Below are 26,297 nucleotides of genomic sequence, written 5' to 3' on the forward strand. Positions count from 1 at the left end.
TATGACATTTTCTAACTTACGTTTGCTGTTACCATTTTGTGGCATGCTGCTCATATGCTGGCTTGTGATAGCCTATCAAGCAAGCGCGAATTTAGTGCAAGACGATATTGTTGATAGTAGTGAGCAAGCCATTTATCCAAGCTCAGCGCTAGATAGCAGTGCAGCACCGCTTGACAGCGACGCCACATCTAGCACTTCGAGCTTAGTGCTTGGCGCCGAAAACACCTCTGTGTATCTGGCCAGTCTGCGTGGAAAACGCGTGGGATTAATCGTTAACCAAACGTCTATGCTGGATCAGCATGAAAACAACGCCGCTGTTTCAAAACCCATACACCTAGTAGACTTGTTACGCAGTTACAGCATAAATGTCACCGTGATGTTTGCGCCTGAACATGGTGTTCGCGGAAATAAAGGCGCGGGCGAACATATCAGTAGCGGTAAAGATGCCGCTACCCTTATTCCCATTCAATCCATTTACGGAAAAAACAAAACACCGCCTAACAGCATCATGGAAAGCCTTGATGTAATCATTTTTGACATTCAGGATGTTGGCACCCGCTTTTATACCTATATCAGTTCAATGCACCACATGATGCAGGCTGCCGCCCAGCACAAAGTCGCGTTTATGGTGCTTGATAGACCCAATCCGAACGGTGAGTTTATAGACGGCCCCGTGCTTGATCTAGCCTTTCAATCTTTCGTCGGTATGCACCCTATTCCGGTTTTACACGGGCTAACAGTGGGTGAACTCGCACTAATGATAAAAGGCGAGAATTGGATAGATAACGCTGAACAATTGGCATTAACGGTCATTCCCATGCAGGGGTATCACAAATCGCTAGTGTATAACTTACCCGTTCCGCCCAGCCCCAATTTGCCTAATTACCAAGCCGTAAGACTGTACCCCTCTTTATGCTTTTTTGAAGCTAGCGCTGTGAGTATAGGCAGAGGTACTGATTTTCCTTTTCAAGTAATAGGGCATAATAAGGTTCGCTTAGGCGACTTTACCTTCACGCCTGCGTCAAAACCTTTTGCCGCGCCTAAGCCAAAACTGCTGAACCTTGCGTTGTTTGGTTTGAACCTTCAGCATAGCGTAATTCAAGGGCTAGATTTACGCCTTCTTATGGATTATCACAAGGCCTTTAAAGCGCAAAATATACCCTTTTTTACAGCGCCTGATTTTATGGACAAACTGGCCGGTACAGACACCTTAAGAAAAGCCATTGAAAACGGTGAGTCACTTGAGGACATTCGCCTCAGTTGGCAATATGATTTAGCCCTATATAAGAAAATGCGCTTGCCGTATTTACTATATCCTTAATAATTCTGAAAAGTTTCTCATGCTTGCACGGCCACCAAGCTTTTTATGGCAACCAGTGGCATACGTAAGTCTTTGCAACGTCGAATAAAATTTAGTGAAAGTACATCATACTGATTGTAACGACGGTAACCGATATCACTGCGCCTAGCCTGAGGCAATAAGCCGATATCTTCATAGTAACGGATCGTGTAACTGCCCACACCCGTCTCGCTAGCTAATTGTTTTATTTGCATATTGGCTTGACCTTCCTCTTACTAGAAGCTTTATTATACGCACAACCGATTTCAAAGTAACGCGCTTAAGTTACTTCACCTTCTGCACTAATGGACACTCTTTCACCATGAACATTTTTCAATCCAATAAACACTTTGTTTTTTCACTTATTACTATCAGCATGATGTACACATTTACAACACAAGCTTATGCGCAAACGAACGCGACAAATATTAGCGTTAATCCTGAGGCCGAAATAAAGGCAAGAGGCAATAGACATCTTGAAGGACATGATGATGGACATGATGATGATAGCGACGAACATCACCATGATGAGACCGAAACAATTTTAGTAACATCAACGCGGATAGGCCGCTCAATAAACAGTGAACCCATTCGAATAGAAGTCATCAACCGCGAAGAATTAGAAGAAAAAGCGATTATGCGCCCCGGCAATATCTCGATGTTAGTCGCCGAAACGGGCGGCGTTAGGGTGCAAACCACCTCCCCAGCGCTTGGCAGTGCCAACATTCGCCTGCAAGGTCTGTACGGTCGTTATACCCAATTGTTAAGCGACGGCCTACCACTTTTTGGTGGTCAAGCGTCCTCTATCGGCTTGCTTCAAATTCCACCAACCGATCTTTCCAGAGTGGAGATCATCAAAGGCTCTGCTTCATCGCTTTATGGTGGCTCGGCTATGGGTGGCGTGATCAATTTAATTTCACGCAAGCCAAGCCGTGAAGCACAAGGAGAAGTCTTGTTAAATGCCACATCGCAAGATGGCCAAGATATAACAAGCTATTTAGCTACTCCGCTTAATGACTCGGTGGGTATGTCTTTCACGGCTGGAGCACACCAGCAAAGTAACAAAGATTTAGACGATGATGGCTGGATTGACATGGCTGGCTACGAACGTTACACCGCGCGCCCACGCCTGTTTTGGGACGGCGAAAACGGCGCAAGCATCTATGCCACAGCGGGCTTTATGACAGAGAACCGCAAAGGCGGCACGCGCGCCCGTCAAACTTTGCCAGACGGCAGTACATTTGTACACAACCAAGATAGTGAGCGCTTCGACGCGGGACTTATTGCTAATACCCCGTTAGGCGATGTACTGAGTCTGAATTTGCGCGCTTCAGCCATGCTTCAAAATCACGATAAACGTTTTGGCGATGTGTTAGACGACGACAGTCATGAAAGTTATCTGCTTGAGAGCTCCCTCGCAGGCTATACACAAAACGTGCAGTGGGTACTGGGTGTCGCCATGCAGTCAGACCGTTTTGAGTCGCAAGATTTTCCTAGCTTCGACTATTCATATGACGTACCAGGAATATTCGCCCAAGCTGACTATGAGCTAAACGAGCGCATATCGGCCTCACTCAGCGGGCGTTTTGATGATCATAGCGAGTTTGGCGCCCAATTTAGTCCGCGCATCTCAATGCTCTATCGCCCTGATGACTGGACTATTAGAGCCTCCTACGGGCGCGGCTACTTTGCGCCGAGCCCTTTCGTGGAAGCAATTGAGGCCGCCGGCTTATCACGTCTTGAACCGCTAAGTAACATAGAAGAAGAAACCGCTGTGACTTCCTCAATTGATATAGGCTATCAACTTGATAAACTTGAAACCAACCTCACCTTTTTCACCTCCAGCGTAGAAGGCGTGACGCAGCTGGAAGCTTTTTCATCACAAATCGGTGGCCCACTTGACCGCGTCCGTTTAAACAATGCCCCTGGCGAATCGCGTATTTATGGATCTGAACTTTTACTACGCTACAAATGGCAAGACTACAAGCTAACCGCCAGCTATCTCTACTTAGATGCGACTGAATTTAACGGCAGCAGCGAAACTCGCCAACGCGTTGAGCTAACGCCGCAGCACTCTGCCGGCTTTGTCGCTATGAAAGAGCAACACGGTAAATTCAGAATTGGATTTGAAGCTTATTACACTGGCATTCAGCGTTTAGAAGGAAATCCTTATCGCGCTGAAAGCAAACCCTACTGGCACCTTGGACTAATGGGGGAGATCACCACCGGTCAATTCAGCTGGTTTATTAACATGGAAAACTTATTGAATATTCGCCAAACCAAAGAAGACCCGTTGGTATTGCCTAACCGCGCCCCCGATGGACAATGGACCACCGACATTTGGTCACGCAATGACGGTTTCATCGTAAATGGAGGTGTAAGAGTGCGCTTTTAAAAAACTAAAGGAGTCAGGTTCAATTAGTTTTCATTCTTCTTGAGGCGCTGGCTCACTTTTCGTTTTTGGCGCGGGCAAGGCCTTGATTGCTTCTGTAGATAAAGTAACAGGCAAAGTCCCTAATGGCGTTTGCTTACCGGTGATCACCTTAACTAACGAGGCAAATGCAGGACTGAACAGGTATTCATTATTATTGGGTGTACTACTAACCTGCGCAACTTGATAGTCGTATGAGGCAAAAATAGCGCTGTATGATTGGGCGTCATTAACGGAAATATAGGGCGAGCGAAGCTTTACCAGTATTCTCGGTATATCTTGAAATTTAGCCTGCGCAACTAGAGCATTAATGGCACAGAGCTGCAGTTCGTTATCGATACGACCACTAGCCTGTATACCCTCATAATCAACACTTTCATGAAAGCCAAGCGCCGGAAAAGCGTCGCCTACAATTACCGCGTCTATGTCAGCTAAAAGCTCTGAATTCGAAGGAATAGCCTCGCTTAGTATACTCAAACAATTTACGTCACTTGTATCTACTTGTTCTTGCCAGTACTGCTTAAAGGCTTGACAGCGCAGTTTATCAGGCATAAAAACAAGCAAGCGTTGCTGCGCTACTAATGGTGTAGTAAGGCCCTTAATTTGCGTAAAAGATGCTTGTGACAGTGAAAGCGCTAAATTATAGTCACTGGTTTTGTAGGAAGTGTCCTCTAACAGCGCAAGTTTATCGGCTAAGGGCAACAAGCTTCGTTTAGCAATATTGCGTTTAGCCTTGTGCGTGAGTATTCGCCTGTACGATGCGTCAACCAAGCCTTTTAGCTCATTGTCTTGGGCAATGAATATAGTCAGTTCGTTCAACCAGTCTAAAAAGCCAATCGCATCTTGGGGTGAACTTATTTGGTAAGGCATGAGAGTAATGTCGGCGCCTGCAGAAAATGACTGAATAACGGCTTCTATTGGCGTTAGATATTGAGTAATAGACTTCATGTTTAAAGCATCGGTAATAATAAGTCCGCTATAGGCTAATTCTTGACGTAAAATACTCGTTAATATTTTGCGTGATAATGTAGCAGGTAACACCGGTGGCTCTGCGGTAGCTTGCGCGTTGTCTGCATTTTCAGTAGCGGCTTTATCACCCACAAAGCGAGTGCTGTCAAGCGCAGGATACTGAATATGGGCTGTCATAATCATATCTGGACGTGTGTTAGAGTTACCAATAACTTTTCGAAATGGCAATAAGTCGATGCTGTTGATCATTTCACGGCTGTGATTCACCCGCGGCAAACCCACGTGACTGTCCAGAAAAGTATCGCCATGACCGGGGAAATGTTTTGCTGCTACCGAAATATTTTGCTCTTGCATAGTGAGTATTGACGCACCGCCTAAATCTGAGACTAAGTTTGGGAATTGACCATAGGCCCTCACGTTTATAATTGGATTACTGGGGTTGTTGTTAACGTCAATCACTGGCGCAAAATTAACGTTAATACCGAGTAAATTTAGATGTTTCGCCATTGCTAGACTTGTCGCTATAGAGTATTTATTTTTATGTGCTTTGGCGGTGGCCCCAATCGCCATATTCCCCGCAAACCCCATAAAATAAGACTGTGGAAGTCGCGACACTCGCCCGCCTTCTTGATCGATACCAATGTAAAGAGGAATATAAAGAGGCTGTTTAAAAGTTTGCGGTTCGCGCTGTTTAACACCTTGCTGAGCAAGGCCAGGCACTTTCTTATGTGCAGGCATCAGCGCTACTTGTAAATCATGCGTGAGTCTTATAATTTGCTCAGGCGAAGATAAATTTTCAGAAAATAAAATTACCCCACCCACCTTCGACTTCGCCAACATAGAGGCTATCTCATCGGGTAGTTCAAGCAATGGCTCTAGACAATATCCTTGGGCTTTAGGCGAGCAGTAATAGCGCAGGTCAATAAACAATTTTTGGGCTATTTTGGCCCGAAGCTCAGTGTCAACATTCTTAAATTGACTTTGCAGCGGGATTTGCGCGTTTACCAAAGCGCTTGCTTCTAGCGTGAAAGAACATGCAATGAGCAAGACAATGCAAATATTGAGATAGCGCTGAGCAATACTGCTGCGTTCGTTTACAACACGTGGGGTTACCTTTCGCTTAACGATTGTAATGTAGTTCTTCATCTATACTTTTCAGCCATCTTCGATAATAGTTCTTTATGTTATGTACAGCAGGCATTTGATATCTTTCTTTATCACGGGACTGTCATTAAAGATAGAGCCTTGCAAAAATGCTTTTTTCGATAGTCCTGATTACTAACAAATAGACATTGCCACTTTATATCGTTTAGTTTACGCAACAAATGACGTATATTAAACGGAAAAACAAGACTTTACTGAGCTAACTTTACCTAACTAGCAGGGGCAGTATGCGTAAAACACCTTTTTGGCCATTTGTTTTCGTTAACAGGCAAAGCGGATCTTTGCAAAAAATGTATTCTCACAAATGTAAACTCCGGTTTTTGAGCCTAATCACGATAGCATTAAGTGTATTAGTAAGCTGTACAAACACGCATAAAATTGTACAGCTAGAGTCAAGCAATTCAAGCTACAGAGTCAAGTCCTTGGTGATGCACTTTACTGCGGTAAATTACGAACGTTCAATTGATTTTCTGGTAAATGAAGGTGGCGGCGTAAGCTCACATTATCTGATCCCGATGCTAAATGATGAAAGCTATCCCAAAAGCCACATTGAAGTGCTGCAGCTTGTGGATGAAAAGGAGCGGGCGTGGCACGCTGGCCAAAGTTATTGGCAGGGCCGCAGCTCACTGAACGATTCTTCTATTGGGATTGAAATTGTGAATATTCCTGAGTGCATTGAAAGCGATGTTCCCGCTGGATTTATTAAACCAAAAGACATGTGTATTTTTCCAGAGTTCGAACATAAGCAAATTGAGTTGTTAATCGCGCTATCAAAAGATATTTTAGCGCGCAATCCGGATATTACGCCAACGGCAGTAGTGGGTCATTCTGACATTGCGCCTTCACGCAAAAATGATCCTGGCCCAAGATTTCCGTGGCAAAAACTATACCAAGCTGGCATTGGCGCATGGTATGACAATGACACTGTAGCTGAGTATTGGCAGCTATTTAATCATCAATCTCCCAGCACCGGCCTGCTGCAAGAGGCACTTAATATTTATGGCTATGCTATTGATAAAACAGGGGTTTTAGACCGCCAAACTTTGGACGTACTGGGCGCCTTTCAAATGCACTTCATCCCTTGGCAAGTGACCTATCAAGCTGACACCAAAACCGCAGCCACAATATTTGCCCTACTGGAAAAATATTTTGAACCACAGCTTAGTGCTTTAATGACCCAGTACCAAAGTGAGTCTGCGATAATAGATAATTTCACCCCGCTCACGAGCCAGCTAAACATGCTCTTCTTGGCATCAGCGCAAGGTACACAGCATCTTTATAATGGTAATAGAGCCTCCTTTTTGGCGATTGCTAATAAAGGCACCCTGACTATTGAAAGCACAAACGTGATATCAGCCGATATTTTTATCAACAATCAGAAACTCAACTTAGGCAATGTGTTTACGCAAAACCCAGCCAAACCTCAATCTCTATCAATTGCCAAACGTACTCAAAACCGCATAAACAGCCTGCGCGTTGAGAATATACGCGCCAGCATTAACAACACGCCAGCTGAAATTGCGATCAGCATTCCCTATCCTACTATTAACACACTCGCTATGCTAAACAGCATGAGGCCTAAGGTCGACTTTTCAAAACTCGACCAGTTTATACAAAATGATATAAGTAAGGGTTTTCCTGGTGCCAGCATAGTCGTTGTGCATAAGGGCAATATTATTAAGCAACAAGCCTATGGCTATGCGCTAAAATATGATGAACAGCAGCGAGCCGTTAACGCACCTGCGCCTATGACAACTAGCACTATGTTTGATTTAGCTTCAAACACAAAAGTATTTGCCACTACCTTAGCCGTAATGAAGTTAGTAGACGAGGGTAAACTATCGTTAACCACACCTATTGCCCACTATTTGGCCGAGTATCAGGGCGGTGGCCGCGATACCCGCACTATTGCTGATTTACTCTCGCATACCTCTGGCTACAATAGCGAAGTGCAATTTTTCAAGAACAATAGCCCGTTTGGCGACCTATTTTTCTCGCAGGACAAAGTCCTCACCAGTGAGTTTTTGTTAAACCAGGTACCCTTTAGCAATGCGCGCAGAAGCACCCAAAATTACAGTGATACCAACTTTATGATCCTTGGGTTACTTGTGGAGCGCATCACCCACATGCCACTTGATCAATACGTAGAAACCTACATTTACGCGCCCCTAGGCCTAAGCAATACCCTATTTGTGCCCTTAAGCAAAGGCAAACAAGCCTATCAGTTTGCCGCAACAGAACTACAGGGAAATACTCGCGGCGGCCGCGTTACCTTTGACAACATCCGCAGCGGCGTTATTCAAGGTCAAGTTCATGACGAAAAAGCCCACTATTCTATGCAGGGTGTAGCCGGGCATGCTGGTTTGTTCTCCACCGCGCAAGATTTAGCGGTGCTTGCGCAGTTATTACTAAACGGCGGCGGCTATGGCAATGTGCATTTGTTTTCGCAATATACCATTAATCGTTTTGTGCACCCCGAATTTGTGCGCGATTCAATGGGTTTAGGCTGGCGCTTATCTTCACCTGAAACACGCTGGCATTTTGGGTCATATGCAAGTTCAAGTGCCTATGGGCACACCGGTTGGACTGGCACCGCCACCGTTATTGACCCTGAATTAGACTTAGCTATTATATACTTGAGCAACAAAAAGCATTCTCCACTAAGTGAACAAGGTGGGCGTTTACAATTCAGCGGTGACCAATATCCAAGCGCACGCTATGGCAACATAATGAACTTAGTGTACGAAGCTGTATTGGCGCAAACAGCCGTAAAGTAAAACAGCAGCAAATAAGAGGAAAAAGCGTGGATTGGTTAAGCATTTTACCCCCCTTAGTGGCCTTAGCCGTCGTGTTATGGAAAAAGGAAGTAATATTGGCTTTATTATTGTCAATTATTACCTCCGAATACCTACTGTTGCTGCAGCAAGCACAACAAAGCGTGCTCTTAACCCCTATTAATACAATTGAACGAATAGTTTCAACCATCAGTAACGAAGGCAATGCGCGTATTCTTTTATTCAGTTTATTAGTGGGCGCGCTACTTGCGTTCATGCGCGATTCTGGCGGCGTTGCCGCTTTTGTTAATAAACTCGTTTCATCTGGCATTGCTAGTACTAAGCGCCGCGCCGGCGGCGTTACTATGTTTACCGGCATGGTGGTATTTATAGAATCTAATTTAAGCGTACTCACCGCAGGCATTATGGCAAGGGGTCTGTACGACAAATTTAAAATGAGCCGTGCAAGGCTCGCCTACGTGATTGATTCAACCAGTGCGCCCGTGTGTATTCTCATACTACTTAACGGTTGGGGCGCTTATGTGCTGATCTTACTAAGCGCCTATGACTTACCCTCAAGCCCAGTTGTTGTGCTATGGAGCACTTTACCTTATAACATCTATGCATGGCTTACCTTAGTCATTGTCGCCTACACCATATTTGCCGACAAAGTACACGGCCCAATGAAAGAAGCTGAAAAAAAGCTTGAGCGCGTAGACACCAAGGTAGCCATTGCCAAGCCCACCAAAGCGCGTTTTATGCTATTACCGTTAAGCGTGATGATTTTTGGCATGGTGGGCTTTATGATATGGACCGGTAACGGCAACTTAGCGCAAGGCAGTGGCAGTCGCTCGGTACTCTACGCCACCTTTTTAGCCTGCATTGTGGGCTATTGCCTTATGGTGCTTAGTAAACAAACTACGCACCAAGGTGCATTTAAAATTGGCTTTGCCGGTATCAGCGAGCTCTTACCCTTGGTCACCATAGTGATGCTGTCAATTGGACTTGGCGCCAGCTTGAAAGTATTAGGCACTGGTATATTTGTATCGGGCCTAGTAGGCGAGTATTTACCGCTGGTATTGGTTGTGCCTATGCTATTTGTAGCAGGCGGCATTATTTCTTTTACCACCGGCACCTCGTGGGGAACCTTCGCTATTTTAATCCCCATCGGTATGCCTTTAGCGCAAACCTTAGGGCTACCCGCTGAGCTTGTATTAGCCGCGATACTTGGCGGAGGCATATTTGGTGATCATTGCTCGCCTATTTCTGATACTACCGCGGTATCGTCGTTAGCCGCTGGATGTGACTTACTTACTCATGTCAAAACACAACTGCCCTACGCACTACTTACCGGCGCTACTACCGTTGTAGCCTATCTTGTATTAAGTGCAGTCATGCTATAGACATGATACCGCGTTTAGGTATATGTATAGACATCGAAAACAAAAACGGCTAGCAAATGCTAACCGTTTTTGTAAAAGCAAAAGCTTTCAAATAAATCTTAATTGCAGGCATCTTTGAGTGCTTTACCCGCTTTAAACCCAGGAACTTTTGCTGCGGCGATTTGAATCGTCGCACCCGTTTGTGGGTTTCTACCAGAACGCGCGGCTCTATCTTTAACGGAAAAGGTACCAAAGCCAACAAACGTTACTGCATCGCCTTTTGCTAATGCAGCTGTAATTGTATCGGTAATTGCATTAAGTGCATTTCCAGCAGACGCTTTAGATAGGTCGGCTTTCTCAGCGATTTGCGTAATTAATTCTTGTTTATTCATAGTTATTTTTCTCTTTTTTATGAGGTTTGTATGACTGCAACTCCTAGCAGCTTTTGTTATTAGATGGCATTTTCACGATAAGATCAACATCTAGCGCGCTGATATAAGGCAAAACGAGCAAAAAAAAGCCAATTAACACTGATTAGACCGCAAAAATTTGCGTGGGATCATTAAAATACTTAAATTCTAGCGCGTTGCCCGCAGGATCGAACAGGAAAAACGTACCCTGCTCACCTGTTTTACCTTTAAAACGGATGTATGGCTCAAGTTGAAACGGTATATTATGCGCTCTTATCTTGTCAATCACCTGCAGCCAGACCTCTTCATCAACAAGCACCCCAAAATGCGGAACCGGAACCGATTTGTTATCGACTTCATTAGGCGCCACGCACTTAGGCATTGTATCCACCAAATGCGTCACAAGTTGATGACCAAAAAAATTCCAGTCAATCCAGTGTTTATCGCTGCGGCCCTGCTCGCAGGCTAAAACTTGTCCATAAAAATGTGCAGCGTCGTTCAGATTATTTACTGGAATGGCTAGATGAAACGGAAATGTCATACAATCAGCTCTCTTATTTTAAAAACCTACGGATCAATGAAAATTTGAATGCATTAAAGGGCATATAGCGCAGAGAATTTTCTAAGCTAAAACTGCGCTTTAATATCGACTTTTGGTGAGAGAAGGTGTCAAAGCCATATTTTCCATGATAGCGACCCATTCCACTAATACCCACACCGCCAAACGGAAGCTCAGGATTCACCATAAATACACAGGTGTCGTTAATGCACATATTGCCTGCACTAATTTGGTCAACGAAGCGTTGTTCAAACTCTTTGTCTTTGGTAAATACATAGGCCGCTAATGGTTTAGCACGCTGCCTAATAAACGCAAGCATATCGCTGCGCCCATTGAAACTGACGATAGGAATGATGGGGCCAAAAATCTCTTCTTGCATGAGTGGGCTATCAGGGCTTGGGTTGAGCACTATCGTAGGCGCAATGAATTTCTTACTTACATCATGCTCGCCGCCAAACACAATATTTTGGTCTTTTAAATACCCTACCAGTCGCTCGGCGTGAGCCTGACTTATAATGCGACCAAAATACTTATTTTTTTCAATATCTTTACTATATTGCTTAACAATGACTTTTTTAAGCATGTTAACAACATCGTCAAGGTGACTATGATGGACCATTAAGTAGTCAGGCGCGATGCACGTTTGCCCTGCATTCATCAGTTTCCCCCAAACAATCCTGCTGCAGGCGGCGCTTAGGTCAATATTTTTGTCAACAATGCAGGGGCTTTTACCGCCAAGCTCCAGCGTTACGGGAGTAAGGTGCTCAGCGGCGGCGCGCATTACAATTTTACCCACTTTTTCGCCCCCAGTGTAAAACACCTTGTCAAAGGCTAAGCTTAAGAGCTCAGACGTAGGTTCTTTACCGCCTTCGACCACAGCAATTGCGTTCATGTCTAAATACTTAGGCAACAGCTTGGCAATTAAAGCAGAGGTAGCAGGCGCAAGCTCCGATGGCTTTATAATAACGCAGTTTCCCGCACTAATAGCAGCCAGCATGGGGCTCAAAGCCAGTTGGAAAGGATAGTTCCAAGCCCCAATGACTAAACAAGTACCCAATGGCTCTGCTTTGATCATGCTTTTACCCGGCATGGCTAGCAGTGGTGTACCCACCGATCTTGGCTTCGCCCAGCCGTCTATATGACTCAGCAAATACTTTACATCCTTGGTTAAATATCCCACTTCGGTTATAAAGGCTTCTTCTTCCGATTTGTGCAGGTCTTGATATAGCGCTGTAGTTATCGCTTTTTCTTCGCTGCGAAGTAATTTTAAAAACGCATTAAGCTGATGTTTACGCCACGACAATGGGAGCGTTGCAGATGTGGCAAAATAGTCATCCAATCTAGCTTTTGTGTCAGTCAGGGCTGCAAGACTGTCGTTTACAGGGCTTACCCAAGATACCTTGCTGTTTTGCGCTATGTTGGTCTCTTTTTTACTGTTTGTATCAATATTTGCGGCTGCTTGTTGATCCATGGCTATATTATCCTAGTTCCATAATTAACCATGATATTAGCAGAACCCTGCTGTAGTTTCGACCATAAAAAAGCCCGCCACTAGTCGATAAATTGCACTAGTGCCAGGCTATTAAGTAGCAAAAATGAGGCTTAAACTGAATACGGGTCTTTGAGCACCATAGTGTGCGCTCTGTCAGGCCCTGTCGATATGATGTCTATCGGTACACCCGCAAGTGTTTCAATGCGTTTAATATAGTTTTTAGCCGCCTGAGGTAGGCTATCAAACGTGGTTACGCCGAAGGTGCTGCTCGTCCAACCCGGCATATCTTCATACACTGGCGTGACAGCTTCATAGCCTTCGGCCGCTAGGGGGGGAGTAGTGCTGACCTTACCGTTTTTGTCTTTGTAGCCAATACAAATACGTAATGTCTCTAAACCATCGAGCACATCAAGTTTGGTCAGACAAAACCCCGTAATGGAGTTTAGCTGCACGGCGCGCTTTATCGCGACTGCGTCAAACCAACCGGTGCGACGCTTGCGACCGGTTGTAGCGCCAAATTCGTGACCTTTGACGCCCAAATGCTGGCCCACTTCACAGTCGAGTTCTGTCGGAAACGGGCCTGAGCCTACTCGCGTGGTATAGGCTTTTACTATTCCCAGCACGTAGTCTAAGTGCAAAGGTCCAAAGCCAGCCCCAGTGGCAACACCGCCCACTGTGGTATTTGATGACGTCACATAAGGATAAGTGCCGTGATCGATGTCGAGTAAGGTGCCTTGGGCGCCTTCAAACATTATGGGTTCACCCTTAAGCCTTGCGGTTTCAAGTAAATCGGTTACATCCACCACCATCGATTTTAATAAATCGGCTACTGCCAACGCATCGGCTAGCACGGTAGCGTAGTCTAGGGGTTCGACCTTGTAATATTCGGTCAGCATAAAGTTGTGATATTCCATCACTTCTTTTAGCTTCAACGCAAAACCTTGTGCGTTGAACAAATCACCCACACGCAGGCCTCTGCGCGACACTTTGTCTTCATACGCTGGGCCTATACCGCGACCAGTCGTGCCTATTGCTTTATTGCCTCTGGCGGTTTCGCGCGCTATATCAAGAGCAATATGAAAGGGTAAAATTAAAGGACAGGCTTCACTTATTTTAAGGCGTTTTTTTACGGGTATGCCTTTGTCTTCAAGCATTTTCATTTCTGTGAGCAAGGCTTCAGGGCTTAGCACAACGCCGTTGCCAATGACGCAGGTTACTTTACTACGCAAAATACCAGAGGGAATTAAATGAAGGACAGTCGTCACGCCGTCAATAACCAAAGTGTGGCCAGCGTTGTGGCCTCCTTGGTATCTCACTACATAAGAGACCTTCTGCGTTAGCAGGTCAACTACTTTTCCTTTGCCTTCATCACCCCATTGGGTGCCAAGCACAACAACATTTTTAGCCATAAGTTAAGAACGGTAATTAAGTTTGAGGGCGATGTTAGCAAAAAAAGCAGTGCCTGACATCTCTATTTAGCGTAAAAAAGTGCGGCCTTTAATATAAAAGGCTGTATAGCTTGCGCCTGTAGGCCGCCTTTATGGGGTCGCCGTCGGCTAATGCGTTTATCATATCGAGCATAGTCTTTTTAGCATCGCCAAAACTTAGGTCTTTTTTCACTACTTCCAATAGCAAAGATAAGGCTTGTTCAGGCTGGTGCGCTTGCTGCAGTTGCACAGCAAGCTCTACTTTAATACCCAAATCATCAGGTGACTGGGCATGTTTTTCCTGAAGTTCTAAGAGCTGCGGTGACTCAGCCGCTTTTTCGGCTAATTTAATTTTCCCCAGCACTGCTTGATAATCCCCATTCTGATCGACAAGGCCAACACAGCCAATGAGGGCTTTTGCTTGCGCTAGAGTGCCTGTTTCAACACAGGCATCAGCATACATTATTGTAATATCGGCTCGGGTAGCATCAATATCATGCGCTTGTTTCAAAAATGTAAAGGCGCCTTGATAATCTGCTTGCGCAATAAGTTCTTTTGCTTTGCTAAACAACTCATCTTCTGGTTTGGGCAAATATTCTGCAAACGTGACTTTCAACTGCGCTTCATCTTGTGGTCCTGAAAAGCCATCTACAGGCTGTCCATCCTTCACTAAAATAGTGGTCGGGAGCCCTTTAACGCCGAACTGCTGTACTATTTCAGCCTGTTCGTCGCAGTTCACACTTGCCAAAAAGATCTCATCAGGATACTGACTAACAAAGCGCTTAATCACCTCTAGCTGGGCTACGGAGGGCTCATCCCGCTGCGCCCAAAAATAAACGACTACTAGCTTTAGGGCTGATTGTTCGACCATAACAGGACGAAAGTTTTCAAGAGTAAGTGCTACCGTGTTTTGATTCATAAAAATAGGCCGTTTTGTTTTAGATTGCTATGTCGCAATGTGTGGTGATATGTGTGGTGATGTTCGTCTTTTTTGCAAGTAACTGACGCTATAGCATTGTGCTCCTTGCCTTTCGCAAGGTTCACAATGCATTACTGCGTCTTAATTGCGTAAGACTATTTTTGTGTTGCGCGTAACATCCATGCAGTTTTCTCATGCACACGCATACGATCTGAAACCAATGCAGAAGTGGATTCATCATCGGCCTTTTGAGAAAGCTTGAGGACGTCTCTGCATGTCTTCACAACCGCTTCATGCCCTTGCATCAGCAAGGTCACCATATGTGATGCTTGTGGCACACCATCTACTTCTTTGATACTGCTCAATTCAGCAAAAGCTTTATAGGTGGCGGGCACTGCCACATCTAATGTTCTAATGCGCTCTGCTACGTCATCAACTGCTGTCGCTAACTCAGTATAATGCTCCTCAAACATTAGGTGTAGCTCACGAAACTGTGGGCCTGTTACGTTCCAGTGAAAGTTATGTGTTTGTAAGTAGAGAGTGTACGAATCTGCTAATAGTTTTTTTAAGCCATTTGCAATTTCGCGGCGATCGTTTTCATTTATACCAATATCTATATTCGACATATTACCCTCTATTGTTAAATATTCGGTCTGACACACAGACCATTTGGGATCCATACTGCCTTAGCTAAGCGTAAATGTTAAAAATGCCTTAACGGCTCTTTTTGTATATTTCAATTACGCTTATCTAAAACAGGTACGCTATGGCTTAACTGCGATCCGTCTTCAAAAATTAAATTGACGTTTATAAATTCGTCTTTGTTAAGTGGCTTTTGTAAACCCATCAGCATAATGTGCATGCCGCCGGGAGATAATTCAACCGTCGAGCCAGCTTTTATTTCAATACCATCTTCTAATTCTTGCATGCTCATCATTTCGTTTTGCATGATGGTATGATGCAGTTCGGCTGTCATGGCCACACTGTTGTCGACTGACACCGAGCTGAGTACTAGGTCATGATTGCTGGTATTGATGATAGAAAAGTAGGCAGCGCCGCTTTTTGCAAGTGCAAATGTGGCTCTTGCCCACGGCTCATTTATACTAACAGATGACGCCATGCTAATCTCTGCGATATGAGCTTGATGGTGTACGTTCGCATTTACATACACAGTAGCAGTGGTAGCTAGGATGACGAAGAAAAAGGATGCCCTCAGTACTAGCCTTTTACTATATGTCGACAGGTAAGTGAGCAAAGAGCGCGAGGCACGCAACAAACAAAACCCAAAAAATGATTTACATGGCATAATTTATTTATCTCCGTATTGCCGATATGAATTAATGTGAAAAAATACTTTTTATAATAGTCACCACTCAAAACATGCTCCTTATACAATTTTGATAAGGTCGCTAGGTTTGCGAGAAAGCTTGTAAACGTTTTGCTTCTCCTGCTAACAGGGGAAACGATTCCTCGGGTAAATGCTCAAGTAGAGCAATTAGTTTGTCGCCAAGCTGAGCATAATTATCGGCCACTACGTTTATATGCCCCATTTTACGTTTTTCACGCAGGGTTTTGCCGTACCAGTGCAAATGGCAGCCGTCAAGCGCGATTAGGTCTCGGCTAAAACTGGTGCAGCCAATGACATTCACCATGGCGTTAACGTAAGGGGTTTTGGTGCTGCCCAAACCAAAGCCTAATACCGCTCGTATGTGCTGTTCAAACTGACAAGTGCCAACACCGTCTTGAGTCCAATGCCCTGAATTATGCACGCGTGGGGCAATTTCATTTACTAATAATTCGTCGCCAACTTGGAAAAGCTCTATGGCTAACACACCTACATATTCAAGCGCATTTGCTATGCGCTTAAAGATATCGTTCGCTTGAAAGATAATTGTTTTTGTTAGCTTAGTGGCTGGCGCAATCGATACGTGTAGTTGTCCTTCATAGTGTAAATTCTCAGCAATTTGGAAGCAGCAAATATTGCCCTTAGCATCGCGCGCGCCGACCACTGAAATTTCCCGATCAAATAAGGACATTTTCTCCGCAATTAGCGGTACTTTGCGTAAATCGAGTTTATCAAAGGTATCGTGCAAACTTCCTAGGTCTGATGCGCTGCGCATACGCCATTGACCATAGCCATCGTAGCCGTCTCGGCTGGATTTGAAAATTATTTTGTCACCCAAAATGTCTGTAATGCCCTCAAGCTGGTCAACATTATCGATAATCAAATGTTGGCAGTTAGCGATGCCATTTTGTGCCAGTAAATACTTTTCTCTTACTCTGTCTGCTCCAGCCATAATGGATAGCATATTTGGCATGAGCTTTCCACTGGCTTCGACAAGCTCTAGCAATGGCTCAGGAATATGCTCAAATTCAACGGTAATTGCTTTTGCTTCTTCAATGGCGAATGCTAAATCAAACTCATGCACTTGCCTACTAACCGGATTCAGCACTGAATTGTCTGTAACGTCAACCGCAAAAACCTCTACGCCAAGGGGTGCAGCGGCTAAATACAGCATTTTCGCTAGTTGCCCAGCGCCTAACACGAGTACCTTCATTCAAGCACCAAAGTTTGATTTGAAAGTATAGTTTGCGTTTGCTTAGCTCTAAAGGCAATTATGTTGTCGCGCACAGTCTCGTTTTGCAGCGCAATAATTTGCGCGGCTAGTAAACCAGCGTTTGCAGCGCCTGCCTCACCAATTGCTAAGGTGCCTACAGCAACACCTTTTGGCATTTGAACAATAGATAGCAGTGAGTCAAGTCCGTTTAATTGACTAGAACGCACCGGGCATCCTAATACGGGTAGGTGAGTGTGCGCAGCAATCATGCCGGGTAAATGCGCTGCACCACCGGCACCTGCAATAACCACCTGATAACCTTTGCTGGCAGCACCTTCGCTAAATTCAACCAGCAAGTTAGGCGTTCTATGAGCAGATACGACCTGCGCCGTAAATTCAACGCCAAGCGCTTTAAGCATAGAAGCTGCTTTTTGCATCGTTGGCCAGTCTGACTGTGAACCCATTACAATTGCGACTTGCGCCATTTAATACTCGCTCTTAAAAAGTGGCCTATCACAGCAGGCAGGCTAGCCATTAAACTGCAGCAGGCATTAATACAATTAACTATTATACTCACAAGCACAAAAAAGAGCGACCCTCGCCGCTCTTTTTTTGTGCTCATATGTTTAGCGCCTTTACAAAAAAAAGAGCGCTATGGCTCTTTTTTTATAACTATATTGTAAAAACCCTTTAGCCGCGTTTCATGCTCGCAAAAAACTCTTCGTTAGTTTTCGTCATAGAAAGACGGCTTATCATGAACTCCATACAGTCTACTTCTGACATTTCATGCACTATCTTACGCAGAATCCACATTTTTTGCAGCTCGTCAGGGGTGGTGAGTAGCTCTTCTCTTCGGGTGCCCGATCGGTTAATATCAATAGCCGGGAATACGCGTTTTTCTGCTATTTTTCGATTAAGATGGATCTCCATGTTACCAGTGCCTTTAAACTCTTCATAAATAACTTCATCCATTTTTGAGCCAGTATCGATAAGGGCAGTTGCAATAATGGTTAAACTGCCGCCCTCTTCTACATTTCTAGCCGCGCCGAAGAATCTTTTTGGCTTGTGCAGCGCGTTTGCGTCTACACCACCCGTTAAGACTTTACCAGACGATGGAATAACCGTGTTATAAGCACGTGCTAAACGGGTTATTGAGTCTAATAAAATAACCACGTCTTTTTTGTGTTCCACTAAACGCTTGGCTTTTTCGATGACCATTTCTGCCACCTGGACGTGGCGACTAGCGGGTTCGTCGAAGGTTGAAGCAATAACTTCGCCGTTAACTAAACGCTGCATTTCGGTCACTTCTTCTGGGCGCTCATCGATTAACAATACCATCAATAGACAGTCAGGATGGTTAGCCGCAATTGACTGCGCAATGTTTTGCAGCAATAAGGTTTTACCTGCTTTTGGCGGCGCCACAATAAGTCCGCGCTGACCGCGGCCTATGGGTGAAGCTAAGTCTAGTACTCTGGCCGTAATATCTTCGGTGCTGCCATTGCCTCTTTCCATACGCAAGCGATCATTTGCGTGCAGTGGCGTAAGATTTTCAAATAAAATTTTGTTACGTGAATTCTCAGGTTTATCAAAATTAACTTCTCTAATTTTTAACAGCGCAAAGTAGCGCTCGGTGTCTTTTGGCGGCCTAATTTTACCTGAAATTGTATCACCGGTGCGCAAATTAAAGCGTCGAATTTGGCTTGGTGATACGTAAATGTCGTCGGGGCCAGCAAGATAGGATGAATCGGCTGAGCGTAAAAACCCGAATCCGTCCTGTAGTATTTCAAGTGCACCGTCACCGAAAATGTCTTCACCGCCCTTGGCATGAGCCTTTAAAATGGAGAAGATAATATCTTGCTTACGCGCACGCGCTAGATTTTCTAAACCCATGGTTTCAGATAGAGCGACGAGTTCGTTAATAGGTTTGCTTTTTAAATCAGTTAAATTCATATTTGGGGGGTCTGTTTTGTTGTTACGCGTTGTTAAATTTACGAAACTGGCAGCTCTGTTGCCGCTTATTAGCGTTATGCAAACATGAATGTTTGCTAACAAAAGATGCGCCATGACGGCCAATTTCATTGTGTTTAATTAATTGATACTTGTCCAACAGCTGCCTTAGACAATTGATCGCTTAATGGAAATTACGAGGTACATATTTTCGACCACATAAGTGTGAATAATGTGTTTCAAATCGAGAATAAAACCGGAGCTTACAAGGTGGATAGTCCACATAATATAATATGTAAACAAACCTTACTGCTGGTGAGTTAGTTAAAAGTATCACTTAATGCTAAATTCGTCCAGTTTTTTGTAAGCATTAGCGATAATCGATAAATATAAGGTCAAAATAAAGCAACCGAGCCGGTTGCTTTATTAGTCCAGTTTATATGTGCGCGTCTAAAAACTCTTTTAATTGCGCCTTAGAAACCGCGCCAACCTTGGTCGCAGCAAGCGCTCCATCCTTAAATAAAAGCAGGGCCGGAATACTGCGTATGCTGTATTTAGGCGGAGTTTCGTTATTTTCTTCGACATTTAGCTTGCCAACTGTTAACTTCCCCTCGTATTCGACCGATATTTCTTCTAGAATAGGGGCGATCATCTTACAGGGGCCGCACCACTGCGCCCAGAAATCAACTAACACAGGACCTGATGCTTTCAATACATCGGCTTCGAATTTTTCGTCTGTTAATACGAGAATTTTGTCGCTCATTCTTTTCTCCAAATTAGGGATTATTGCTGACACCTTTGTTCAGTGCCTAATAGTGTTATATAGAAGTCATTTTTATTGCAAGCATCGAGAAGCTATAAGCTATGCCACAAACACATTTAACTGATACGCTATTTTCTTCTCTTTCGATTCACCCGCAAGTTCAAGCGGGCTTAGACGAGGCTGGCTTTACCCAGTGTACGCCCATACAATCGATGAGTTTACCTCAATTACTCGCTGGAAGCGATATTGCAGGCCAAGCCCAAACCGGTACGGGTAAAACCATCGCCTTTTTGGTCGCCACCTTTCACTACCTACTTACTCATCCAAAAAGTGACCAAGGTAACAGTCCGCGCGCTATTATTATGGCACCCACTCGCGAATTGGCTGTACAAATATTTAACGACGCCCAGCTGCTCAGTAAACACACTGGATTATCTGTTGCCGCTATTTATGGAGGCGAAGGTTATGAAAGTCAACGCCAACAGCTTGAAAAAGGGGTAGATATTTTAATTGGCACCTGTGGTCGCATTATCGACTACTACAAGCAAGACGTCTTTAACTTGGATAATATTCAAGTCGCTGTACTTGATGAAGCCGATAGGATGTTCGATTTAGGCTTCATAAAAGATATTCGCTACATGTTTAACCGCATGCCTAACCCTACTAAGCGTTTAAGCATGCTGTTTTCAGCCACCTTGAGCTTTAGAGTGCAAGAACTTGCTTATGAACACATGAATAACCCTATCCACGTTCAGGTAGCACCTGAAACAAAAACTGGGATCGGCATAAGCGAGGAACTCTTTTATCCAAGCAACGAAGACAAAGCGCTATTGTTACTCACACTCATTGAAGAAGAGTGGCCTGACAAAGCCATCGTCTTTGCTAACACCAAACATGACTGTGAAAAAGTATCCGCTTGGCTGCAAGCAGACGGACACAGAGTCGGTTTGCTAAGTGGCGATGTTCAACAGAAAAAGCGCCTTACCATTTTAGAAGATTTTACCAGCGGTGCCTTAGACATATTAGTGGCTACCGATGTTGCAGCGCGTGGATTACACATTGAAAAAGTGACGCACGTATTCAACTACGATTTACCCGACGAAGCTGAAGATTACGTGCATAGAATTGGCCGTACAGGCCGTGCAGGTGAAACCGGTAAAGCAATTAGTTTTGCATGTGAGCGTCACGCACAAAACCTGCCCGCTATTGAAACTTACATAGGCCACGATGTGCAGGTAACCGACTATAACCCAATCAATTTATTAGACGATGTACCTAGACCAACCTTCACAAAACGAGCACCTGCGAGGGGTCGAACGAATACTCGCGGGGGCCCGCGTAAAGATAGTCGGCAAAGTAAAGGGCCGTCTCGGGGTCCAAAAAGAAATTCATAATATGAAGTAGAGACATTTATGTTTGTAGAGTTAGCAAAAATGGTAGATCAAGGCTCATATAACCAACAAGATGAGTACTACGCCGCCATCGATTTAGGGTCAAACAGTTTCCACATGGTTATTGTGAGGGTCTTAGCTGGTAGCGTACAAACGGTTGGTAAAAACAAACATAAAGTACGCTTAGCCACAGGCCTTGATAAAAACAATCATTTACATGAAGATGCTATTGAACGCGGGCTTTCATGTTTAACTAATTTTGCTGAAAAACTCCAAGACATCCCCCCAGAAAACATTAAAATTGTGGCTACCGCGACCTTACGCTTAGCCACTAACGCCCGCGACTTTATCAAGCGCGCCGAAACCATTTTAAAACATAAAGTACTGGTAATAAGCGGCGAGGAAGAAGCGCGCCAAATTTTCTTAGGTGTGGCCTATACGTCTGCCAACCAAGGCAACAGCTTAGTAATTGATATTGGCGGTGCCAGTACTGAAGTAATTTTAGGCCGCGACATAGAGCCGGTATTTTTGACTAGTCTAAACATGGGCTGTGTCACTTTCATGGAGCAGTTTTTTGCTAGCGGTGAGCTCACAAGTATGAATTTTGAAAATGCTTACCAAGCAGCACTCACAATACTGAATGAACATAAAGACACTTTTTTATGCTTCGACTGGCAGCAGTGCTTAGGCGCGTCGGGTACACCCCAAGCGGTCACGCAAATTTTGGTCAAACAAGGCATTAACGATGCCATAAGACTGCAGCATTTATATAATCTACGCGAAATATGCATTAGCCAACAGCATGTTGATAATCTGAACATAGACGGCTTACCGCTGGCTAGGCAAGCCATTTTCCCTAGTGGGCTAGCTATATTAATAGCGCTATTTGAGACCTTCAGTATTGATAACATGCAAATTGCTGGGGGTGCGCTGCGCGAAGGCATTATATATGGAATGCTCGACAGTTACCGACGTGCAGACAGGCGAACTCAAGGTCTAAATCATTTGATATCACGCTTCCACATAGATCCTGCACATAGCCAAAGAGCACGTGACACAGCCGTTACACTTTGCCATCAAATGTGCGATCAAACGCGTTTTTGTGATTACGACACTCATGGTATCGTTGGCGCTGCGGCTGCCCTGCATGAGTTAGGCCTACATATAGGCTATAAATCATACCATGAGCACGGCGCATATATCCTTAATAATGTTGAAATCACTGGTTTTACAACGCTACAGCGTATGATGATACGGGATTTAGTCAGCATGCATCGCCAACCAGTAGACATGCTGTCTATAGCGAATTATAGCGACGACTTGCGCGGAATGCTCGAGCGCAGCCTTCGAATATTACGAATTGCCATTATATTGGTAGGAAGGCGCAAAAGCTCGGCCATACCTGAGGTAAGTTTGTGTATCGATAATGAAAAATGGTTACTTTTATTGCCTTGCGACATTAAGATTAAACACCCTCTCATTCATACCGAACTTCTGCACGAATGCTGGATGCAGCACAAGGCCGGCTGGCGTTTAAACTTGTCTACTCAGGGTGAAAGTATCGCAGCAAAAGTCCAATGGAATGATTAAACAAAAGGCTTAAAGGCCTCCTTACCTCAAGAAGGCTGACACGCAGGTGTTTTACTCTAATCGTTTAAATGAGAAATACCATGCAAACAGTGCCACCAACGCACTACCACAGCTTAATAACCAATGCTGCTCAAACACGTATAATACCGCCGCTGCAATAGAAAAAGTAACGGCCACTTTGCCTAACATTCGTGCCTTTTGAATATTCACATGAAGCGCCAAACTAGCCAAGTGCTGCTTTTCAGCCTGTATGGGCATCTGTTTAATCTGCCGTAGAGTGTCATATAGCAAATCAGGCATTTCTGGCAGCTTTTCAGACCAAAAAGGTAGGTTTTCTTTGAGTTGATTATATAAGGCCTGTGGGCCAATTTGATCTTTCATCCATTTTTCTAGAAAAGGTTTCGCCGTTTTCCATAAATCCAACTGTGGATATAGCGTGCGGCCTAATCCTTCAACATATAGCAGTGTTTTTTGCAGTAAAACTAACTGTGGTTGTACGGTCATATTAAAACGCTGAGCGGTCGTAAAAAGTTGTAATAACACGTTACCAAACGAAATTTCGGCCAGCGGTTTTTGAAAGATAGGTTCACATACGGTTCGAATCGCCATTTCAAAATCATCAATATCGGTGTCGGCAGGCACCCAGCCTGAATCAATATGAAGCTCTGCTACTTTGCGATAATTACGGTTAAAAAATGCAATAAAGTTCTCAGCCAAATAGCGCTTATCTTGTTTATTTAAGGTCCCTACTATGCCGTAATCAATGCCTATATATTTCGGGTTTTCAGGATGCTCAAACGACACAAAAATATTACCTGGGTGCATGTCAGCATGGAAAAAACTGTCGCGAAACACCTGAGTAAAAAAGACCTCCACGCCACGCTCTGCCAATACTTTTAGATTTGTATTTTGTGCACGTAGGGTGTCTATTTCGGATACTGGAATGCCATAAATACGCTCCATCACAATCACATTAATGCGGCAGTGTTCGCTGTATACGTAAGGCACATAGAGGCTGTCAGAATTTTTAAAGCTGCGCCTCACCTGTATGGCGTTAGCAGCTTCACGCAGCAGATCAAGCTCATCTAAAATAGTACGCTTATATTCTTTTACCACTTCTACAGGGCGCAGTCGTTTACCATTTGGTAGCCAGTCTTGCACAAGTTGCGCAATAGAGATTAACAAATCTACATCGGCTTCAATAGTTTGCTTAATATTTGGCCTTAACACCTTAACAACAACGTCTTTGTTATCTCCCTTTAATTTAGCGCTGTGCACCTGCGCAACCGACGCCGAAGCCAATGGGACATGTTCAAACTCACTAAAAAGCTCGTTAAGATCCTTCAGATCTAATGCTTTTCTAATTATTTCCTTGGCCTCGTTAGAGTCAAATGGGGGCACCTTATCTTGTAAACGAGTGAGCTCAGTTACCATCTCGTCGGGTAATAAATCGCGGCGTGTTGACAACATTTGTCCAAACTTGACGAATACCGGACCCAATTCTTGTAAGGCTAGCCGTAGACGCTTGCCTTGGGACTCGCCTTTGTGTCGATTTGGCCACCAAAAAAGCCCTTTACGCGCAATTTTGAAATACCATGGGCGAAAACGCTTAGGAACCAGATCGTCTAAACCATGGGTGAGCAACACACCGCCAATTTGCAGGAAACGGCCGTATCTCATGTTGACTTACCTTGCTTAACATTCATTTTTATTTTCAATTTCACTTCCATTAATGCAAGCCTTGCTTCAAAGCGATCAAAGTCTGCGCGAAGAGCATTCACTTCATCGTTGAAGTTCATTACTATTATGGGCCTTACCCCAATGGGCTTTTCATCGAGTGCTGCATCGGCCAAGGTGACAGAAAGTATAGAAAGCTGCTGCCCAATAGACGCTACCAATTTTTTACCCGATGAATTAAACTGATAAGCAGCAGCATCGCCGACATAAGCTGACATCACTTCCTCGACATCTATATCAAGTTTATCAAATAGGCGACTGACGCCCTGCAAGATCCCAAGATCGCCAGAAAAATCTAACTTGCCTGATTTGATTAGTTTGGTCATTTGATTATTTTGCTTAAGCTTGTCGAGGGCAAAAAATGAAATACTCACCCAGCATTCATTATCATATAAGGCACTAGGGCCGTTATCGTCTGGAAGGCTAGTATAAAGACTGTCGGTGTCGGATGACACACTTATGTAGCGGTCATTGAAGCTAAAAATTAACGCCGACTCTAGCTCTTGTATATAAATAATGCAGGTTTTATCAGCCAAAGGTTTAAGCAATCCCACGCTATTAGATGACCATTTTAATGCTTTGTTTACCCCAGCTTCTAAGGCGGCGCTTACCATTTGCGGCGCAGCCATCAGAACTTATATCCTCGGTGTAGCGCAACAATACCGCCGGTCAAATTATGATAGCTGGTTTGCTCGAAACCCACGTCTTTCATCATTTGTTCAAGGCTATCTTGGTCAGGATGCATGCGAATAGATTCCGCTAAATAGCGATAGCTTTCAGCGTCATTAGCCACTAACTTTCCTATTTTCGGTAATAAATAGAATGAGTAGGCATCGTACACTTTACTCAAGGCCTCAGTGCTTGGTTTTGAAAACTCAAGCACGAGCAAGCGCCCACCAGGTTTTAATACTCTGAACATAGAGGCTAAAGCTTTGGATTTATCAGTAACGTTACGCAAGCCAAATGCAATGGTAATTAAATCGAAATGGTGGTTTGGAAAAGGCAATTTCTCAGCGTTCGCCTGCACATAATGTACATTGCCTACAATGCCTTTATTGAGCAGTTTTTCTTTGCCTACGTTTAGCATTGAATGGTTTATGTCTGCAAGTACAACCTCTCCGCTTGGTCCGACCATCTTGCTAAACTTAGCCGCTAAATCACCTGTACCACCGGCTAAATCTAGCACTTTTTGGCCGCTGCGCACGCCTGAGCAGTCTATAGTATAGCGCTTCCAAAAACGATGAATACCTAATGACATTAAGTCGTTCATTACATCGTATTTAGCCGCTACAGAGTGAAAAACATCAGCCACCATATCGGCTTTTTTAGCCTTGTCTACTTTAGTAAAGCCAAAATCAGCAGTGGCGCTTTCATTATCAGACGTGTTTTTTTGCTTTTTGTTAGACATAAAGGCCTTACATAACTATTAATCTTGGCTACGATAT

At 44.3% G+C, this 26,297-nt stretch carries 22 protein-coding genes; 6 read left to right on the top strand and 16 right to left on the bottom strand.

Annotation, left to right across the window (positions count from 1 at the left end; translation table 11 throughout):
- Position 1 precedes the first annotated feature (1 nt).
- Positions 2-1,321: an exo-beta-N-acetylmuramidase NamZ family protein gene (locus tag GPUN_RS12500; protein WP_006007368.1), complete on the top strand. Its 1,320-nt coding sequence runs from the start codon at positions 2-4 to the stop codon at positions 1,319-1,321.
- Positions 1,322-1,338: 17 nt separating this feature from the next.
- Here GPUN_RS12500 and GPUN_RS12505 read toward each other — a convergent pair whose 3' ends face one another.
- Positions 1,339-1,554 (bottom strand): MerR family transcriptional regulator, encoded by a 216-nt coding sequence (locus GPUN_RS12505; protein WP_006007370.1) that lies wholly within the window; start codon positions 1,552-1,554, stop codon positions 1,339-1,341.
- 107 nt (positions 1,555-1,661) lie between these two features.
- Between GPUN_RS12505 and GPUN_RS12510 the strand changes: the two genes are divergently transcribed.
- A complete protein-coding gene (locus GPUN_RS12510; protein WP_006007372.1) occupies positions 1,662-3,734 on the top strand; it encodes a TonB-dependent receptor plug domain-containing protein in 2,073 nt (690 codons plus the stop codon).
- A 30-nt stretch (positions 3,735-3,764) separates the two neighbouring features.
- Here the strand turns inward: GPUN_RS12510 and GPUN_RS12515 are convergent, their stop codons facing one another.
- Complete coding sequence (locus GPUN_RS12515; RefSeq protein WP_006007374.1) at positions 3,765-5,885, bottom strand: glycoside hydrolase family 3 N-terminal domain-containing protein; 2,121 nt, start codon at positions 5,883-5,885, stop codon at positions 3,765-3,767.
- A gap of 245 nt (positions 5,886-6,130) precedes the next feature.
- Between GPUN_RS12515 and pbp4b the strand changes: the two genes are divergently transcribed.
- Together pbp4b and GPUN_RS12525 are read left to right on the top strand one after the other, a co-directional pair.
- Entirely contained in the window at positions 6,131-8,680 is a 2,550-nt protein-coding gene (pbp4b, locus tag GPUN_RS12520) for a penicillin binding protein PBP4B (protein ID WP_238528986.1), read from the top strand.
- Between the two features lie 26 nt (positions 8,681-8,706).
- Entirely contained in the window at positions 8,707-10,080 is a 1,374-nt protein-coding gene (locus tag GPUN_RS12525) for a Na+/H+ antiporter NhaC family protein (protein ID WP_006007378.1), read from the top strand.
- A gap of 98 nt (positions 10,081-10,178) precedes the next feature.
- Here the strand turns inward: GPUN_RS12525 and GPUN_RS12530 are convergent, their stop codons facing one another.
- The 11 genes from GPUN_RS12530 to trxA form a co-directional block, all read right to left on the bottom strand.
- Positions 10,179-10,451, bottom strand: a complete 273-nt coding sequence (locus GPUN_RS12530) for an HU family DNA-binding protein (protein WP_006007381.1) — start codon at positions 10,449-10,451, stop codon at positions 10,179-10,181.
- A 142-nt stretch (positions 10,452-10,593) separates the two neighbouring features.
- On the bottom strand, positions 10,594-11,010 hold the full coding sequence (locus GPUN_RS12535) for a VOC family protein (protein ID WP_006007383.1): 417 nt from the start codon (positions 11,008-11,010) through the stop codon (positions 10,594-10,596).
- Between the two features lie 13 nt (positions 11,011-11,023).
- A complete protein-coding gene (locus GPUN_RS12540) occupies positions 11,024-12,499 on the bottom strand; it encodes an aldehyde dehydrogenase family protein (protein ID WP_006007385.1) in 1,476 nt (491 codons plus the stop codon).
- Between the two features lie 131 nt (positions 12,500-12,630).
- Positions 12,631-13,929: an adenylosuccinate synthase gene (locus GPUN_RS12545; RefSeq protein ID WP_006007387.1), complete on the bottom strand. Its 1,299-nt coding sequence runs from the start codon at positions 13,927-13,929 to the stop codon at positions 12,631-12,633.
- A gap of 88 nt (positions 13,930-14,017) precedes the next feature.
- A complete protein-coding gene (locus GPUN_RS12550) occupies positions 14,018-14,866 on the bottom strand; it encodes a tetratricopeptide repeat protein (protein WP_006007389.1) in 849 nt (282 codons plus the stop codon).
- Between the two features lie 155 nt (positions 14,867-15,021).
- The gene (locus GPUN_RS12555; protein ID WP_040521180.1) at positions 15,022-15,492 is read right to left on the bottom strand and encodes a Dps family protein; all 471 of its coding nucleotides are present in this window, start codon (positions 15,490-15,492) and stop codon (positions 15,022-15,024) included.
- A gap of 110 nt (positions 15,493-15,602) precedes the next feature.
- On the bottom strand, positions 15,603-15,986 hold the full coding sequence (locus GPUN_RS12560; protein ID WP_006007393.1) for a copper chaperone PCu(A)C: 384 nt from the start codon (positions 15,984-15,986) through the stop codon (positions 15,603-15,605).
- A 289-nt stretch (positions 15,987-16,275) separates the two neighbouring features.
- Complete coding sequence (locus GPUN_RS12565; protein ID WP_006007395.1) at positions 16,276-17,424, bottom strand: 5-(carboxyamino)imidazole ribonucleotide synthase; 1,149 nt, start codon at positions 17,422-17,424, stop codon at positions 16,276-16,278.
- A complete protein-coding gene (gene purE / locus GPUN_RS12570) occupies positions 17,421-17,909 on the bottom strand; it encodes a 5-(carboxyamino)imidazole ribonucleotide mutase (RefSeq protein ID WP_006007397.1) in 489 nt (162 codons plus the stop codon). Before purE ends, GPUN_RS12565 begins: the two co-directional genes overlap by 4 nt.
- Before the next feature lie 205 nt (positions 17,910-18,114).
- Positions 18,115-19,374, bottom strand: coding sequence for a transcription termination factor Rho (gene rho / locus GPUN_RS12580; RefSeq protein WP_040521183.1), 1,260 nt, complete (start codon positions 19,372-19,374; stop codon positions 18,115-18,117).
- A 433-nt stretch (positions 19,375-19,807) separates the two neighbouring features.
- Positions 19,808-20,134 carry a thioredoxin TrxA gene (gene trxA / locus GPUN_RS12585; RefSeq protein WP_006007403.1) on the bottom strand — a complete coding sequence of 109 codons (327 nt, stop codon included), beginning with the start codon at positions 20,132-20,134 and terminating at the stop codon, positions 19,808-19,810.
- 101 nt (positions 20,135-20,235) lie between these two features.
- On the opposite strand from trxA, the gene rhlB reads away from it, so the two are divergent.
- Positions 20,236-21,528, top strand: coding sequence for an ATP-dependent RNA helicase RhlB (gene rhlB, locus GPUN_RS12590; protein WP_006007404.1), 1,293 nt, complete (start codon positions 20,236-20,238; stop codon positions 21,526-21,528).
- An 18-nt stretch (positions 21,529-21,546) separates the two neighbouring features.
- The gene (locus tag GPUN_RS12595) at positions 21,547-23,115 is read left to right on the top strand and encodes a Ppx/GppA phosphatase family protein (RefSeq protein WP_006007407.1); all 1,569 of its coding nucleotides are present in this window, start codon (positions 21,547-21,549) and stop codon (positions 23,113-23,115) included.
- Between the two features lie 51 nt (positions 23,116-23,166).
- Here the strand turns inward: GPUN_RS12595 and ubiB are convergent, their stop codons facing one another.
- From ubiB to ubiE, 3 genes are read right to left on the bottom strand one after another with little or no spacing between them, the layout of a single operon-like run.
- Positions 23,167-24,795, bottom strand: a complete 1,629-nt coding sequence (gene ubiB / locus GPUN_RS12600) for a ubiquinone biosynthesis regulatory protein kinase UbiB (RefSeq protein ID WP_006007408.1) — start codon at positions 24,793-24,795, stop codon at positions 23,167-23,169.
- The gene (locus GPUN_RS12605) at positions 24,792-25,481 is read right to left on the bottom strand and encodes a ubiquinone biosynthesis accessory factor UbiJ (protein WP_006007410.1); all 690 of its coding nucleotides are present in this window, start codon (positions 25,479-25,481) and stop codon (positions 24,792-24,794) included. Before GPUN_RS12605 ends, ubiB begins: the two co-directional genes overlap by 4 nt.
- Positions 25,481-26,260 (bottom strand): bifunctional demethylmenaquinone methyltransferase/2-methoxy-6-polyprenyl-1,4-benzoquinol methylase UbiE, encoded by a 780-nt coding sequence (ubiE, locus tag GPUN_RS12610; RefSeq protein WP_006007411.1) that lies wholly within the window; start codon positions 26,258-26,260, stop codon positions 25,481-25,483. The genes GPUN_RS12605 and ubiE overlap by 1 nt, the downstream gene beginning before the upstream one ends.
- Positions 26,261-26,297: the final 37 nt, after the last annotated feature.

This window comes from Glaciecola punicea ACAM 611 (genome assembly GCF_000252165.1).
GTDB classification, from domain to species: Bacteria; Pseudomonadota; Gammaproteobacteria; order Enterobacterales; family Alteromonadaceae; genus Glaciecola; species Glaciecola punicea.